14 protein-coding genes are annotated in these 14911 nt (G+C 43.2%); 6 read left to right on the forward strand and 8 right to left on the reverse strand.

The features are described 5' to 3' along the window. The first annotated feature begins 113 nt into the window (after window positions 1-113). From DACET_RS07580 to hypD, 6 genes are read left to right on the forward strand one after another with little or no spacing between them, the layout of a single operon-like run. Window positions 114-1019 (forward strand): branched-chain amino acid ABC transporter permease, encoded by a 906-nt coding sequence (locus tag DACET_RS07580; protein ID WP_013010794.1) that lies wholly within the window; start codon window positions 114-116, stop codon window positions 1017-1019. Next, the gene (locus DACET_RS07585) at window positions 1019-1966 is read left to right on the forward strand and encodes a branched-chain amino acid ABC transporter permease (RefSeq protein ID WP_013010795.1); all 948 of its coding nucleotides are present in this window, start codon (window positions 1019-1021) and stop codon (window positions 1964-1966) included. Before DACET_RS07580 ends, DACET_RS07585 begins: the two co-directional genes overlap by 1 nt. After that, window positions 1963-2742, forward strand: coding sequence for an ABC transporter ATP-binding protein (locus DACET_RS07590; protein ID WP_013010796.1), 780 nt, complete (start codon window positions 1963-1965; stop codon window positions 2740-2742). Before DACET_RS07585 ends, DACET_RS07590 begins: the two co-directional genes overlap by 4 nt. Before the next feature lies 1 nt (window position 2743). Next, the gene (locus DACET_RS07595) at window positions 2744-3460 is read left to right on the forward strand and encodes an ABC transporter ATP-binding protein (RefSeq protein ID WP_013010797.1); all 717 of its coding nucleotides are present in this window, start codon (window positions 2744-2746) and stop codon (window positions 3458-3460) included. A gap of 9 nt (window positions 3461-3469) precedes the next feature. Then, window positions 3470-4270 carry a glycyl-radical enzyme activating protein gene (locus DACET_RS07600; RefSeq protein WP_013010798.1) on the forward strand — a complete coding sequence of 267 codons (801 nt, stop codon included), beginning with the start codon at window positions 3470-3472 and terminating at the stop codon, window positions 4268-4270. Between the two features lie 4 nt (window positions 4271-4274). Then, window positions 4275-6635 carry a trans-4-hydroxy-L-proline dehydratase gene (hypD, locus tag DACET_RS07605; RefSeq protein ID WP_013010799.1) on the forward strand — a complete coding sequence of 787 codons (2361 nt, stop codon included), beginning with the start codon at window positions 4275-4277 and terminating at the stop codon, window positions 6633-6635. Window positions 6636-6641: 6 nt separating this feature from the next. On the opposite strand, the gene proC is transcribed toward hypD, so the two are convergent. From proC to mgtE, 8 genes are all read right to left on the reverse strand, one after another. Beyond that, window positions 6642-7460: a pyrroline-5-carboxylate reductase gene (gene proC / locus DACET_RS07610; protein ID WP_244392578.1), complete on the reverse strand. Its 819-nt coding sequence runs from the start codon at window positions 7458-7460 to the stop codon at window positions 6642-6644. After that, entirely contained in the window at window positions 7447-8319 is an 873-nt protein-coding gene (locus DACET_RS15525) for an alpha/beta hydrolase (protein WP_052293517.1), read from the reverse strand. Before DACET_RS15525 ends, proC begins: the two co-directional genes overlap by 14 nt. Window positions 8320-8376: 57 nt before the next feature. Then, window positions 8377-9369: an MBL fold metallo-hydrolase gene (locus tag DACET_RS07620; protein ID WP_013010802.1), complete on the reverse strand. Its 993-nt coding sequence runs from the start codon at window positions 9367-9369 to the stop codon at window positions 8377-8379. Next, entirely contained in the window at window positions 9356-10900 is a 1545-nt protein-coding gene (locus DACET_RS07625) for a bifunctional aminoglycoside phosphotransferase/ATP-binding protein (RefSeq protein WP_013010803.1), read from the reverse strand. Before DACET_RS07625 ends, DACET_RS07620 begins: the two co-directional genes overlap by 14 nt. A 1-nt stretch (window position 10901) precedes the next feature. After that, window positions 10902-11723 carry a deoxyribonuclease IV gene (locus DACET_RS07630; protein WP_013010804.1) on the reverse strand — a complete coding sequence of 274 codons (822 nt, stop codon included), beginning with the start codon at window positions 11721-11723 and terminating at the stop codon, window positions 10902-10904. A 5-nt stretch (window positions 11724-11728) separates the two neighbouring features. Beyond that, complete coding sequence (fbp, locus tag DACET_RS07635) at window positions 11729-12727, reverse strand: class 1 fructose-bisphosphatase (protein ID WP_013010805.1); 999 nt, start codon at window positions 12725-12727, stop codon at window positions 11729-11731. Window positions 12728-12821: 94 nt separating this feature from the next. After that, a complete protein-coding gene (gene recO / locus DACET_RS07640) occupies window positions 12822-13523 on the reverse strand; it encodes a DNA repair protein RecO (RefSeq protein WP_013010806.1) in 702 nt (233 codons plus the stop codon). Beyond that, window positions 13520-14878, reverse strand: coding sequence for a magnesium transporter (gene mgtE / locus DACET_RS07645; RefSeq protein ID WP_013010807.1), 1359 nt, complete (start codon window positions 14876-14878; stop codon window positions 13520-13522). The genes recO and mgtE overlap by 4 nt, the downstream gene beginning before the upstream one ends. Between the last annotated feature and the right edge of the window lie 33 nt (window positions 14879-14911).

Consider the following 14911-nt stretch of genomic DNA (forward strand, 5'->3'; position numbering starts at 1 on the left):
GCCTGCCCCTTTGTTTCTTCTCTCAAGCTGAAGATTATCGTCATTCTGGGCGCAACGAAGACAATACCCTTCTCTGCACTTAGGGTGACGAAAAAAATGAAAAGGAAAACTATATGGATATCTTACTGCAACAGATAGTTAACGGCTTAACCATCGGCAGTATCTATGCCCTTGTGGCTCTTGGATACACAATGGTTTACGGCGTTATGAAGCTCATCAACTTTGCTCATGGTGACCTTGTAGCTCTGTCTGCGTACATCGGACTTGTCTTTTATACGCAAATGGCTGCGGGGGGAGCAATGCCACAGGCACTCACCATTGTACTCGTTTTTCTGCTCACTGCGATAGTGGTGGCAATATTCGGGGTTCTTTTGGAAAGAATTGCTTACCGTCCGCTCAGGAATGCTCCGAGGCTCTCTGCTGTGGTATCAGCACTTGGTGCATCCATGATGATACAGAACGGTATCATGCTCGTATGGGGACCAAACATCCTCATCTTCCCTTCTGACATCCTTCCTGCAACAAGCTGGAATATTTATGGTGTCACAATTACCTTTGTTCAGGCAGCAATGATCATAATCACTATTATGCTTATGCTCGCTCTGACACTGTTCATAAACTTTACCAAAATGGGGACAGCCATCAGAGCCAGCGCCATCAATCAGGACGCTGCAAAGCTGATGGGGATAAATGTAAACTTTATTATCATCATCATCTTTGTACTCGGCTCTATGCTCGGAGCTGTGGGTGGTCTCTTCATCGGTATGTACTATAGAGGGATCAGCTTTAATCTGGGCTGGACATACGGTATGAGCGCATTTATCGCTGCTATTCTCGGCGGTATCGGTAACATCCCCGGCTCTATGGTCGGCGGTTATCTCCTCGGTCTTTTCACAGCGCTGATAGCCGGATATGTCTCTTCTGCATGGGCGGAAGCGTTCACCTATATACTACTGATAATGATATTGATAGTTCGTCCTACCGGTATTCTCGGCGAACGTGTTGCGGAGAAGGTGTAATGATGAACAGAGCTAAAATCGGATATATAATACTCTTCACCTGCCTGGCGTTATTCCCTCTTGTGGATAACCCAAGGTGGCTGACAGTTATAACAACCTTCTGCATTTACTCAGTAGTCGCGCTCAGTGTAGACATTGTTCTCGGACGTGCAGGCATGTTTGATATGGGGCACGCTTTGTTTTTCGGACTGGGGGCATACATAACAGCTATTTTAAATGTCCATTTCGGATATAACGTGCTGGTAGCAATACCCTTTGTGATCATTATCCCTGCAATAATCGCAATAGTGATATCAAGCCCTATTGTGCACCTTAGAGGTGACTACCTGCTGGTGGCTACGGTGGGGATGAACATTGTTTTTGAACAGGCTCTGAAAAACAACCTGTTCGGCTTAACAGGCGGACCTAACGGGATATTCGGGGTGAATGCTGAGGTATTCGGATTTTTCCTTGATGAGCCTCTTCCAATTTACTACATCGCTTTTGCTTTGCTGCTCTTTACCCTGCTGATAATACGCAATCTTGAAAAAAGCAAAGTCGGAAGGGCCCTCCACTATGTTCAGGAAGATTCACTCGCATCAGAAAGCATTGGCATAAACGCACGCTTTTACAGAGTTTTTGCCTTTTCTCTCGGAGCTGCAATAGCAGGTCTTGCCGGATTTGTATTCTCTATACAATATGCAGCGGTCAGCCCCGAGGCTTTCAACTTTATGACCTCTGTCATTTTCTTTGCCATCGTCCTTGTGGGCGGAAAGGCTTCTATCCCCGGAATACTCGCAGGTACATTCATAATGTTCGTTCTGCCGGAAGTATTCAGAGAATTCGCAACAGCCAGATACTTTGTTTTTGGTTTTGCCATGATATTGTCTATGATACTTCGTCCTGAAGGTATGTTCCCTGCTAAATACGGCAAACTGCCGAAATATGTTACGGAGGAGAAAGCATGAGCCTTCTACTTGAACTTAAAGACGTAACAAAAGTATTCGGCGGCGTTGTCGCCATGGACTCCCTCTCCTTTAAAGTTGACGAGGGGCAGATTTACGGTGTAATCGGACCTAACGGTGCAGGAAAAACAACAGCTTTCAACTGCATAACAGGTATATATAAACCAGAAAGCGGCTCTATACTCTGGAAAGGACATGACATATCAGGTATGCACCCCTGTGACATATCATCACTCGGTATTGTCAGAACTTTTCAAAACATTCGTCTGTTCGGTAAAATGAGTGTTGCGGAAAATATAATCTCCGGTCGCCATCAGAAATCAAAACAAAAATGGTATCAGGGACTTTTCAGCACACCCGCATATAAAAAAGACGAGTATGAAAACTGGATGAAGGTTCGGGAGATAATGGAATTTCTCGAACTTATGCCTTATGCGAAAACACCTACGAACTCACTTGCATACGGTATCCAGCGCAGAGTGGAGATAGCAAGGGCGCTTGCCACTGAACCAGAACTTCTTATCCTTGATGAGCCGGCAGCCGGTCTCAACGACAAAGAGACCCTTGAGCTCGTAGATCTTATCTTTAAGATCAGAGAGATGGGCATTACTATCCTCCTTATTGAACACGACATGGACATGGTAATGCAGCTGGTTGACTACATCACAGTAATTAACTTCGGTAAAAAAATAAGCGAAGGGACAACTGAATTTATCCAGAATGACCCTATAGTTATCGAAGCTTATCTGGGAACCGACGACGATGAGGAGGAAGATTAATATGGCTGAAACACTGCTTGAAGTAAAAGACCTTGTCGTCAACTATGGAAGTATACAGGCGATAAAAGGCATCAGCTTTGATGTAAAAGAAGGGGAAATAGTTTCCGTACTGGGGGCAAATGGTGCGGGAAAAACGACTACACTCCGAACTATAAGCGGACTTATAAAGGCTAAATCAGGAAACATTTTTTATAAAGGAAAGGATCTCACTAAAATGCCCGCTCATAAAATAGTTCAGGCGGGGATAGCACAGTCACCGGAAGGGCGTCAGGTCTTCGGTACACTGACAGTAGAAGAAAATATGAAACTGGGGGCATACTCCCAGAAGACAGCGGACAAAGACACACTTGAGTGGATATACGAACTTTTCCCACGTCTTCTGGAGAGGCGTAAACAGCTTGCAGGAACACTATCAGGCGGTGAACAGCAGATGCTCGCCATATCAAGAGCACTTATGGCACAGCCAAAGCTCCTGCTCCTCGACGAACCTTCACTCGGTATTGCTCCGATACTTGTTAAGATGATATTCGCAGCAGTAAAAAAGATATCTTCCCACGGGGTAACTGTACTGCTCGTTGAACAAAATGCCAAAGCTGCTCTGAAACTCGCCGACAGGGGTTATGTGCTTGATGTTGGGAATGTAACCATCAAAGGGAGTGCAAAAGAGCTTCTGAGCGACCCTAAAGTTCAGGAAGCATATCTTGGTAAAAAGAGCTAAAACGGGCATATGTGCGTAAATAAAGGGATTATCTTTGACATAAAGCACTACGCTGTTCACGACGGACCAGGAATACGAACAACAGTATTCTTCAAAGGCTGCCCTCTATCATGTATGTGGTGTCACAACCCTGAAAGCAGGATGCAGGCTCCGCAAACCATAACAAAAGAGCTAAAACTTGACAATACAACCAGAACCACCAAAGAGACTGTCGGCAAAGAAATGACAGTCTCCGAGGTGATGACGGAGATAAACAAGGATATAATCTTTTTCGAGGAATCCGGTGGAGGAGTCACGTTCTCCGGTGGAGAAGTTTTCCAACAGGATAAATTTTTGATTTCGCTCCTTGCCGAATGTAAAAAGAGTGATATAAATATATGTGTGGACACAACAGGACATGTCAGTACAAAAGTGCTGAAAACCGCCGCACCATTAGTTGATACTTTCCTGTATGACATTAAGCTGATGAACGATGATGCACACAAAAAATACTGTGGCGTATCAAACAAACTAATACTGGCAAATCTCAGGTTTCTACTGGAAAGCGGGGCTGATGTGAGAGTTCGATTTCCTGTGATACCGGGAATAACCGATACAGAGGAAAATCTTATTCAGATAGCAGATTTTCTTTCTGAGTATAAACAAATCAAAATAGACCTCTTAGCCTATCATAAAATAGGCAGGGATAAGTACCGTAGGCTGGGAATGGAGTATCATATGGCTGGAGTTCAACAGCCTTCAGCAAAACGTATGCAGCAGATAGCGGACTTCTTTACCAGCAAAGACTTCATAGTGAAAATCGGAGGATAAAAACATGACAGAAAGGATAAAAAGACTTCGCAGAGAAAGCCTTGATGCAGTTGAAACAGTGTCGTCTGAACGTGGTGTGCTCCTTACTGAGTTTTTTAAAAGCGGTGCAGCAGACGGTTATTCCGTTCCGGTTCAGCGGGCAAAAGCTTTTTATTATATAATGGATAAAAAAGAGCTCTGGTTTCAGGATGGTGAGCTTATCGTAGGGGAGCGCGGTCCCAGAGCCAAAGCAACTCCCACTTATCCTGAAGTTTGCATCCACTCTAAAGAAGATTTTGACATGCTTCACAACAGACCGAAAGTCTCCTTCAAAGTGGACGACAAAAACAGAAAACTCCACGAGGAAATTGTCTACCCATACTGGATAGGCAAATCTCACAGAGAAAAGGTTATGATGCACATGACCGACCAGTGGAAAAATGCATACGAAGCTGGTGTATTTACCGAATTTCAGGAGCAGAGAGCCCCCGGTCACACTGTGCTGGGCGGGAAAGTATTCAAAACAGGTCTGCAAGGACTGAAAGAAGAAGTTATCGAAGCTCAGGCTAAACTTGACTTCTATAATGACCCTGAAGCATTTGATAAAAACGAAGAACTTAAAGCTATGCTTATTGCAGCGGATACAATGATAAACTTCGCTGAACGCAATGCAAAAGCTCTTAAAATAATGGCTGATGCTGAGCCTGACACAAAACGTAAGCTTGAACTTCAGGAGATGAGCTCCATCTGCTCACGTGTGCCTAAAAATGCCCCTGAAAGCTTCTGGGAAGCTCTTCAGCTTTACTGGTTTCTGCACATAGGCGTTGTTACAGAGACAAACCCATGGGACGCTTTTAATCCCGGCAGACTCGACCAGCACCTCTACCCATTTTACAAAGCAGACCTAGAGGCAGGACGCATAACAGAAGAGAGCGCAAAAGAACTTCTAGGCTCTTTCTGGGTCAAATTCAACAACCATCCTGCTCCGCCTAAAGTAGGTGTAACGGCTAAGGAATCAAACACTTATACTGATTTTGCTCTTATTAACATAGGCGGTGTCACCCCCGAAGGGAAAGACGCTGTGAACGAACTTTCATATGTTCTGCTGGACGTCATAGAGGATATGAGGCTTCTTCAGCCCAGCTCTATGGTACAGATATCTAAAAAGAACCCTGACAGATTTCTGAAACGTGCCCTGCACATAGTTAAAACAGGATTCGGTCAGCCTTCAATATTCAACACAGACGCCATTATTCAGGAACTTCTGAGACAGGGGAAAGATATTGTAGACGCCAGAAACGGTGGTGCTTCCGGATGTGTTGAGACAGGAGCATTCGGTACTGAATCATATATTCTTTCAGGATATTTTAATCTGGCAAAAGTTCTTGAGCTTACTTTGTATGCAGGCTATGACAAACGCACAGAAAAACAGATAGGTCTTGCTATCCCAGCGGATTTCAAAACATTTGATGACCTTATGGATGCATACCAGAAACAGCTTAATTACTTTATAGATATAAAAATACGAGGCAATGTTGTAATCGAACGCCTTTATGCGGAAAATATCCCCGTGCCGTTCCTCAGCCTTCTTGTCGAAGACTGTATCAAAAACGGAAAAGACTATAACAACGGCGGCGCAAGATACAACACAACCTACATTCAGGGGGTCGGTCTCGGTTCCACTACAGACTCACTTGCTTCATTGAAATATAATGTGTTCGACAAACAGATCATCAGCCTTGCTGACCTTAAAAAAGCCATGGACGCAGACTATGAAGGCTATGGGGATCTTCGCGCTCTACTGCTGGAGGACACTCCGAAGTACGGCAATGATGATGACTATGCAGATGACCTGACTAAAGAGATATTCGAGATATTTTTTAAATCTGTTAACGGACGCCCAAACACTAAAAACGGGGTTCACCGCATCAACATGCTGCCCACCACATCCCATGTCTATTTCGGCAGCGTTATAGGAGCCCTCCCCGAAGGGCGTAAAGCTGGTCTGCCTCTTTCCGAAGGGATATCACCCGTTCAGGGAGCAGACAGACACGGACCTACTGCTGTTATCAAATCTGCCTCTAAGATAGATCACCTGAGAACAGGCGGAACACTCCTTAATCAACGCTTCTCTAAAGAATTTATGCATACAGATGAAGGTATCGAAAACGTATGCAGACTTGTACGCTCATACTTCCGCATGGACGGACACCATATACAGTTTAATGTACTGGATGAAAAGACGTTGCGCGATGCACAGAAAAAGCCGGAAAACTACCGCGACCTTATAGTGCGTGTTGCCGGCTATTCAGATTATTTCGTTGATATCACAGATGAACTTCAGGAAGAAATCATCAAGCGTACGGAACACGAGTCCGCATACTAGATAAATCTATTTGTTCAGCTTGCCGAGTTTGGCTGCCTTTTTGGTGGCCGACTCGACAGCATTCATAACTGTGGAACGGAAAGCTCCTCTGTCCAGTTCGTGCAGAGCGCATATTGTTGTGCCTGCCGGAGTTGTCACATTATCTTTAAGCTGGCATGGGTGAATACCGGTTTCCAGAACCATCTTCGCAGCCCCCATAACAGTCTGAGCGGCAAGTGTTGTTGCATTCACACGGGTCAGTCCCATGTTAACTCCTGCGTCAGCAAGTGCATCAATGAATGTATAAACGTAAGCGGGACCGCTTCCGGAAAGCCCAGTAATGGCGTCCATTCTGTCCTCCCCCACTACAACACATACACCTATTGTCTCCATCATAGTCTGCACAAGCTCGATATCCTCCGGTGTGGCATTTGAGCCTTTGCATATACCGGAAGCTCCCATCCCCACAAGGGCAGGAGTATTAGGCATAACACGCACAACTCTGGCTCCCTCGTTAAGGTGGCTTTCTATACTTGCAGTGAGAACACCGGCAGCTATGGAAACAATAAGTTTATCTGCAACAAGGTCTTTAATCTCGTCAAGAATTTCCGGAATAACCTGAGGCTTAACAGCAAATATTATCACATCTGCATATTCAACGACTTTCTTACTATCTTTCGTTATAGCTTCCACACCGTACTGCGTGCGGAACATCTCCAGCCTGTTTGTGTTCAGGTCACTCACAGCAACATCCAGCGGTCCGGCAGAACTCAGCATCCCTTTAAGTAACGCTTCTGCCATATTACCGCCGCCAATGAAACCGATTTTGTTTTTACTTAACATCATTTGCTCCTCTTTCATTCAGCCACTCAGCTATTGTAGTAAACATTTCTTCTCTGTAAACATTTTTTTCAGACACAAGTATATGGTTTTTCATCTTTTTATTGGGGAAAATAATAAGTTTTTTGTCTTCGGCAGGAGCATTTTCAAAGAACTCTTTGGTTGCTTTTCCACTGACTACAGCATCGTTCATGAACTGAAACCCGAGCATTGGAAAATCCATCTTTTCCATATGGGTACTGATATATTTTGTATACATAAGAAGCTGATAGATCCCTTCAACAGGCCACTTGTCATAGTATATATGTCTTAATTCTTTCTTCCAGTCACCCGCTTCAACCTTTGGGATTATTTTGACAAAATGTCTGAGAAACGGGCTGAGGTTAACAGCGGAATTTTTCATTTTTATGCATGGCGACAGGAGTATAGTTCCGTCAGTATCGTTATATGCAGCAACACTCAGAGCTACCAGTCCGCCCATTGATTCACCAAGAATATAAACTTTTTTACAGTTTCTTCTTAATATAAAATATCCGTATCTTGCAGATTCGTACCAGTCCTCATATGTGGTGAGGTTCAGGTTTGCCGGTTCTGAACCATGCCCAGCAACACGAACCTGATAAGTTGAAAAACCGGCTTTCTGAAGATAATCAGCTAAAGGCTGCATCTCCAGAGGCGACCCTGTAAAGCCATGAACAATGAGTACACCTACATCTCCGCCTTTATAAAACTGTGGGTAGTTTTCGGGCAGCCGGACATCCTCCGATTCTGCTTTTTTAAAATCAAGGTCGGAAAGTTCTCCGTCATCAACTTCGCTCAGGTCAATAAAAGGCATAAGTTCATATTGTGGTCTTCCGGAAAACATGTAAATCACCGTAAATATAATTAGTATTATCAGCCACGCATACTTTCTCATAAAATATTAAAGGATTTTCCCTTTCATACCATCATAAAGCACGTCATAGAGCTCTTTTTTGTTGCTGTCATATCTGGACGTAAAGTGGAAAAAACGGGCAAAATCTGCACCACTTTCTCTGAAAATATACTTTGAAAGCTCCAGAGTCAGATGTTTTTTGTAATTTGCATGGAGGACATCTTTCTTTAAAAACATCCCCTCTATCAGCAGGATTGTGGATTTATCCGCGAATCTTATCGCCTTGGTGACATTATCAAAATATGGCGCAATATCAGTAATATACGTAACTGACTGAGGCTTAATTCCTTCTATAATCTGGTCACGCACTTCACCAACGCTCCTGATAACTCTCCCGCTGCTCGTGTTTGTTTCTATGTTCTCATTCAGCTTGCCCGCAAGAACTTTCTCTTTCAGCTCTGCAAGCCATTTGCCTGAAATATACCCGTGCTCTGCAACTTTCTCTTTTGACACAGCAACCATATCCGGCTCTGTAACACGATAACCTACAGAGGGCACTCTGTGGTCAAAGAATTCGAAATCAAGCTTAAAACCACCGTTTAGAACCATGTCAGAGTGCTTAAGGATACTGTCCTCTCTCTCGAAACCGTTCGCAGCAGAGAAAAACGCTGTCTTATACTCTTCTTTGTCCAAATTCAGCTCTATAACTTCATAGCTGACAGGATAGCTCTTAATGAGATTCCAGGTATAGGAATCAATCTTCCCCTGAACATTTTTAATAATCCCAGGCGGTCCGAACACACGGAACTTTTTCCCTGAAAGCAACGTCCCACGAAGTATACGGTCAAATCCATAAAAATGGTCTATATGGGTATGACTGATGAGTATCTCGGATATAGACAGAACTTCGCTATTGGAGAGCCCGCCTATACGCCCGCAGTCGAAAAGAAGTCCGTCCGGCTTATACACGTTCCTAAGGAAGAACGCTGTGTCCTCGAACGGCGAATTCACCTGTTTTATTTCAAAATTATGCTTTATCAATTAAATATCCGATTATTGCTTTTACGTTATCTTCTGGTTCTCCGGTTGTTTCCACTTCAAAGTCTGAGCCGATATCTTCCGCCGAAGCTTTCTGTGCTTCGTATATTTCAGGTCTGCCATCGGATGCTGTAACTGCTTCAAGACGTTTTTGAAGTCTGTCCATAACAACATCTTCCGGAGCGTGAAAGCGTACCTTAGTGAATTTTCCGGTATATTTACTACAAAGTTGATCAATATAACAAATTTTAGTAAAACTGCCGTCAATAAGAGTCATACGTCCCAGAGCTTTATTGCTCTCAACCATATCACCCATATACTCATAAAGCTTTGCAGAGTTTTCAGCAGAATAAAGTTCTGCGCCGAAATCAACATGAACTTTAGCATCTGGGTCTATCCCGTGCATAAGCTTACGGACAACATCTGTATTCACATGCTCAACAGGGTAAGCCTCTGCAAAAGTTCTGGCGTTTTTAGTCTTTCCACTTGCCATAAGCCCATAGAAAATAACAGCTTTTGTCTCAAACATGTTCAGACTGTATATCACAGCCATCTCCATGTATTTAGCTATTTCAGCTCTTTTATCTTCGTAAAATTCAAAACTTTCATCTTTATCCGCAAGGAGGAAACATGCAACCTTTGCACGCACCATAGCCCGGTATGCTTTATAGAAATTGATGAGGTTTGCGCTCCCTTCATCGTCATAAACGCTTAAAAATCCGTCCATAAGACCGTCAGCAAATGCAGTATCCCCCATCTGGTCAGACTCGGTACAGAGAAATCCCATCTCAGACATAACATCGTTGAATCGGAATCTTTTGTTGAATTCAATGCAGTCTATCAGTCCGAATGTATCCCCTTCCATATAGATATGTTCCAGCCGGAGGTCACCATGACCGTCAACAACAAAGCCGTCTTTAACACGTTTATTAAGAAGATCCATATTAGAGTCAAGAAATTTAACCGTCTGCTTCTGCACAAACTCAAGAGCCTCTTCGGTTATAAAACGCCCGCAGAAAGGTCTTATCTGGTCGAAGTTCTCTATGCAGTTCTGACGGACAATATCCGCACCGCCATTAAGTTCCGCAGCTTCCGGGTCTGTCACGATCCCTTTAAAAAGCTCTGCTATCTTTCTGCCTATCTCCGCTGCGTCTGATGCATCAACCTCCCCCTCCTTTATCTTATGAGCGAGAAATGACTCTTCGGGGATTCGTTTCATCTTAACACAATAGTCAAGAGTTATCAGACTGCTGTCAAAGGGTACGAGCTCAAAAGTTTTTTCTTTACGTGCGATCTTCAGCACATCAAGATATATCCCTTTACAGAACCTCTCATTCAGCTCTTTTTCCACAATACACATAACTTTGCGTTTCTTTTTGGAGGAAAAATCGAGAAATCCGAAATCAACGTTCTTTTTCACTTTATATACAAAATCATCTTTTATAAAAACCTGAGAGATGTGTGTCTCTATAATTTTATCAGGCTTCAAAATTTCTTTCATAACAGTAACTACCGGTGTCTCTATGACTTCCATATCAGCACTCCCTATATGACTTAAGCAATTCTATTTCTTTTTTATAATTTTCTTCAACAGGTGTTTCAAGTATGCCGAGGATATCACTAAATCTGGCGTCATTCACGGCTTTTTTGAAGAAATCCTCGCCTATCTCCCCTTTCCCCACAAGTTCGTGCCTGTCACGCCGGCTGTTCAATGGTTTTTTGCTGTCGTTCAGATGGAATACTTTTACCTTATCACCAAAAGCTTCAAATAGCTCTTTAGTGACATTGTCATAATCATCTTTCAGGTCAAACCCCGCCGCAAACATATGGCACGAGTCAAAACATATGCCGATCTTATCTTTACTGGCAGAAAGCTCTATTATATCAAGCATATTTTCTATGCTGTAGCCGATGTTTGTCCCCTGCCCCGCCACCATCTCAAGGAGAGTCATACATTGATATCCACCTTCATAAACTCTGTCGATGGTGTCTGCGATGCGTCTTATCCCCTTCTTTTCCCCTTCACCAACGTGTGAGCCGGGGTGTATGACGTAAAAAGGGATGTTCAGCCTGTCGCATCTGGACAGTTCATCATTACACGCTTTTACGGACTTTATGTATGTATCTTCTTTGAAAGATGCCAGATTAATAAGATAGCTGGAGTGAGCACAGACCTTAAAACCGGAATCAGCAAGCCCCTTCCGGAACTTTTCCGCTTCTTCCTCTGAGATAACTTTCCCTTCCCATCTGTTATTGTTCTTTACAAAAACCTGAAGGCACTCACAGCCGTCTGCAAGTGCCCTCTTTATACTAAGATCTATTGATTTTGATATCGACTGATGTGCGCCTATCAGCATCCAGACTAAAGCTCTCCGCGTTTAGCTTTCAGGTATGTTTCGACTTCGTATTTGGAACCGATATAAAATGGCTCTTTCTGGTGAAGGTCTGTAGGGACGATGTCAAGAATGTTGATCTCGTCGTTAACAGCCATACCGCCTGCCTGCTCAGCAATAAAAGCAAGAGGTGCACACTCGTATAGAAGTCTCAGCTTCCCTCTTGGGTTTCTAGTATCGCCCGGATATGCAAAGACCCCGCCTTTAAGGAGATTTCTGTGAAAATCTGCAACAAGGGAACCAATGTATCTGGATGTATATTCACGTTCTTCATGACCTTTCAGATAATCAACGAATTTTCTGGTAGCTTCGTCCCAACGGTTATAATTAACTTCGTTTATGCTATAGATTTTACCACTATCAGGAAATTTCATAAAAGGGTGACTGAGGATGTATTCCCCTATACTTGGGTCAAGAGTAAAACCATGGACACCATTGCCGGAGGTGTATACAAGCATAGTTGAAGAACCATAGATGATGTATCCCGCCGCAACCATATTTCTGCCTGGCTGAAAGAATTCTGTACAGCAAGCATTGCCTTCTTTGCCATCCTGACGCTTATAAATGCCGAAGATGGTTCCGATGCTAATGTTGACATCAATGTTGCTTGACCCATCAAGAGGGTCGAAAGCTATCAGATATTTACCTTTTGGGTATTCGTCCGGTATTAATATGGGTTCGTTGTTCTCTTCTGATGCCATTGCACATAGTTTACCAAGATGATCAAGAGCAGTTATCATCCGGTTATTTGCATAGATATCAAGTTTCTGCTGGTCTTCGCCGTGAACATTTGTTGACTGGGCTTTCCCTATTATGTTCACGATCCCCGCTTTGTTCACTTCTCTGCTTATTATCTTTGATGCAAACGCAATAGACTCTATGAGGATGGTGAAACCACCTGTAGCTTCGGGATATTTACGCTGTTCTTCCAATAGAAACCTGTTAAGGTTCGTTACGCCTTTTTCCATGACTCCCTCGCAGTTAAATATGTTGTATGTGAAATACTTATTAAGTTTAAGCAAAAGCGGAATGAATGTAAAGAAAATATCAGATATAAATATTTCAAATAATCTCTAATACAGTTTTAAGGCTTTTAAGAGGCTTTTCAATAACCATTGCGCTATATTCGCTGAGTCCTTTCAGCACCTGCAGTTCCTGTTTTCTATTTACGGTTACATTGCGGTACAGCGAGCTGTTACCCATACATTTGATTATATAGGCAGATTCTCTGTCGCAGTAGCTTGCAGAGCCAAGCTGTTCAGAACAGACGGGGCAGCACAAGCCGTGGCTCGTAACACAATACACATCATCTTTCGAACCGCAGTTATAGCATGAGTCAAGCTGGAACATCACACCTGACCGTTTCAGAATAAAATATATAATATACGGAGTTATTTTACGGAAATTCTCATCATCATATTTCAAAAGAAGATCGAAAAGCTTTTTATCTGGCAGCTCCGGCTCATAAAGCCCTTCAATAATTTCAAAGATCAGATGCATACGCATTACAATTTCATGATTGTTCAGATAATGATAGTAGGCGGTGTTATTTTCAAATGAGTAATATTTAGAAAGGTCTGTATCTTTTTTACCAAAATCCAGCATCCCGGGCATAAAGCACATAATGCCACCCTTCTTAGTGAATGCTTTCTGGACAAAGAGCTTTAAGCGTCCGAAATCTTCGGTGAAGGCAAAAGCGATAGCAGAGCTGTCTGCATATCTGACCAGTTTATAAATAATCGCTTCTGTTTTTTCTCTGCTCATCCTAAATATCTGAAAAACATAACTGCGGTGCCGAAATAAACAGAAAGACCAAGGATATCATTAAGCATACTTATGAATGGACTGGAGGCAACAGCAGGGTCGAAATTAAGCTTAATAAGGGTGGCAGGCACAAAAGCACCTGTGAAGGCTGCTATGCTAAGTGAAAAAAACATGGAAACGCCAACAGAAAGACCTAAAATAGCACTTCCGTCCACGAAATAACTTACTCCGGAAAGCAGAAGACCGCAGGTCAGTCCTATGATAGCACCAACACGCATCTCCTTAAAAGTTACCCGTGCAATATCAGAAGGGTTAATCTTGCCCAGAGCCACACCACGTATCAGAATAGTCGCTGACTGAGAGCCGACATTCCCCGCCATTGCCATAATAACAGGCATAAAAGGCACAAGCAGTGCAAACTGTGTTACCTTCCCCTGAAAAAAAGCAACAACTAAACCAGACACCATAGACCCCGCAAAAGTTATGAGAAGCCAAGGAAGGCGGACTCTGGCAACCTTTGCTGAATTATGACCGAACAAAAGTTCACCGTCGCTGGTACCAGCCATACGATAGATGTCTTCTGTCGCCTCTTCACGTATAATATCGATAACGTCATCAACAGTGATAATCCCAACGAGTTTATAATTCTCGTCCACAACAGGCAGAGCAAGGAGGTCATACCGTTCAACCATCTTTGCAACATCTTCCTGGTCGACATCGGTATTAACATTTATAACTTCTCTGGACATTATGTCGGACAGTTTCTTATCCGGCGTGTTCAGAATAAGCTGGCGCAGGGATAAAACTCCAGAAAGTTTCCCTTCAGAATCAATTATGTAAAGATAAAAAACCATCTCTACATCTTCAGCCTTGTGAAGAGTTTTAGTAGCTTCTTTTACAGTCATATCTTCCTGAAGGGCAAAGAAGCTGGTGTTCATGATAGCACCGGCAGTATCCTCTGCAAATGTGAGCAGGGTCTCAACCTCGCTCATTTCGTCTTTCCCTATCATTTTGAGAAGCTCACCTGTCATGTCGTCAGGAAGCAGCCGGACAATCTCGGCAGCATCGTCGGACTCCATCTCTTCGATGATAGGAGCAATCTCTTTAAGGGGTCTGTTTTCAAAGAAATGTATGATATCGGAATCTTCCAGCTCGAGAACGGCGGAAGCAATTATTGACTGATCAGATATATAGTTCCAGATCTTCTCTCTTTCCAGTTCAGTAAGGTTTTTATAGATGGATGCAATGTCTGCCGGATGAAGCTTAGTCAACAAGTTCTCCAGGGGATGTCTGGCATTGCGTCTGATAAGTTTTCTGACTGTTTCCAGTTTTACCCTTAGAGATTGTGTAAGCATATGTTAACCTTTTTGTGTGAAAATTAGCGCGGA

It is taken from the genome of Denitrovibrio acetiphilus DSM 12809, from assembly GCF_000025725.1.
GTDB lineage: Bacteria > Chrysiogenota > Deferribacteres > Deferribacterales > Geovibrionaceae > Denitrovibrio > Denitrovibrio acetiphilus.

Coding starts and splice junctions, on each gene's coding strand:
- DACET_RS07580 (WP_013010794.1), top strand. CDS start 114: ATGGATATCTTACTGCAACAGATAGTTAACGGCTTAACCATCGGCAGT.
- DACET_RS07585 (WP_013010795.1), top strand. CDS start 1,019: ATGATGAACAGAGCTAAAATCGGATATATAATACTCTTCACCTGCCTG.
- DACET_RS07590 (WP_013010796.1), top strand. CDS start 1,963: ATGAGCCTTCTACTTGAACTTAAAGACGTAACAAAAGTATTCGGCGGC.
- DACET_RS07595 (WP_013010797.1), top strand. CDS start 2,744: ATGGCTGAAACACTGCTTGAAGTAAAAGACCTTGTCGTCAACTATGGA.
- DACET_RS07600 (WP_013010798.1), top strand. CDS start 3,470: ATGTGCGTAAATAAAGGGATTATCTTTGACATAAAGCACTACGCTGTT.
- hypD (WP_013010799.1), top strand. CDS start 4,275: ATGACAGAAAGGATAAAAAGACTTCGCAGAGAAAGCCTTGATGCAGTT.
- proC (WP_244392578.1), bottom strand. CDS start 7,460: ATGATGTTAAGTAAAAACAAAATCGGTTTCATTGGCGGCGGTAATATG.
- DACET_RS15525 (WP_052293517.1), bottom strand. CDS start 8,319: ATGTTTTCCGGAAGACCACAATATGAACTTATGCCTTTTATTGACCTG.
- DACET_RS07625 (WP_013010803.1), bottom strand. CDS start 10,900: ATGGAAGTCATAGAGACACCGGTAGTTACTGTTATGAAAGAAATTTTG.
- DACET_RS07630 (WP_013010804.1), bottom strand. CDS start 11,723: ATGCTGATAGGCGCACATCAGTCGATATCAAAATCAATAGATCTTAGT.
- fbp (WP_013010805.1), bottom strand. CDS start 12,727: ATGGAAAAAGGCGTAACGAACCTTAACAGGTTTCTATTGGAAGAACAG.
- recO (WP_013010806.1), bottom strand. CDS start 13,523: ATGAGCAGAGAAAAAACAGAAGCGATTATTTATAAACTGGTCAGATAT.
- mgtE (WP_013010807.1), bottom strand. CDS start 14,878: ATGCTTACACAATCTCTAAGGGTAAAACTGGAAACAGTCAGAAAACTT.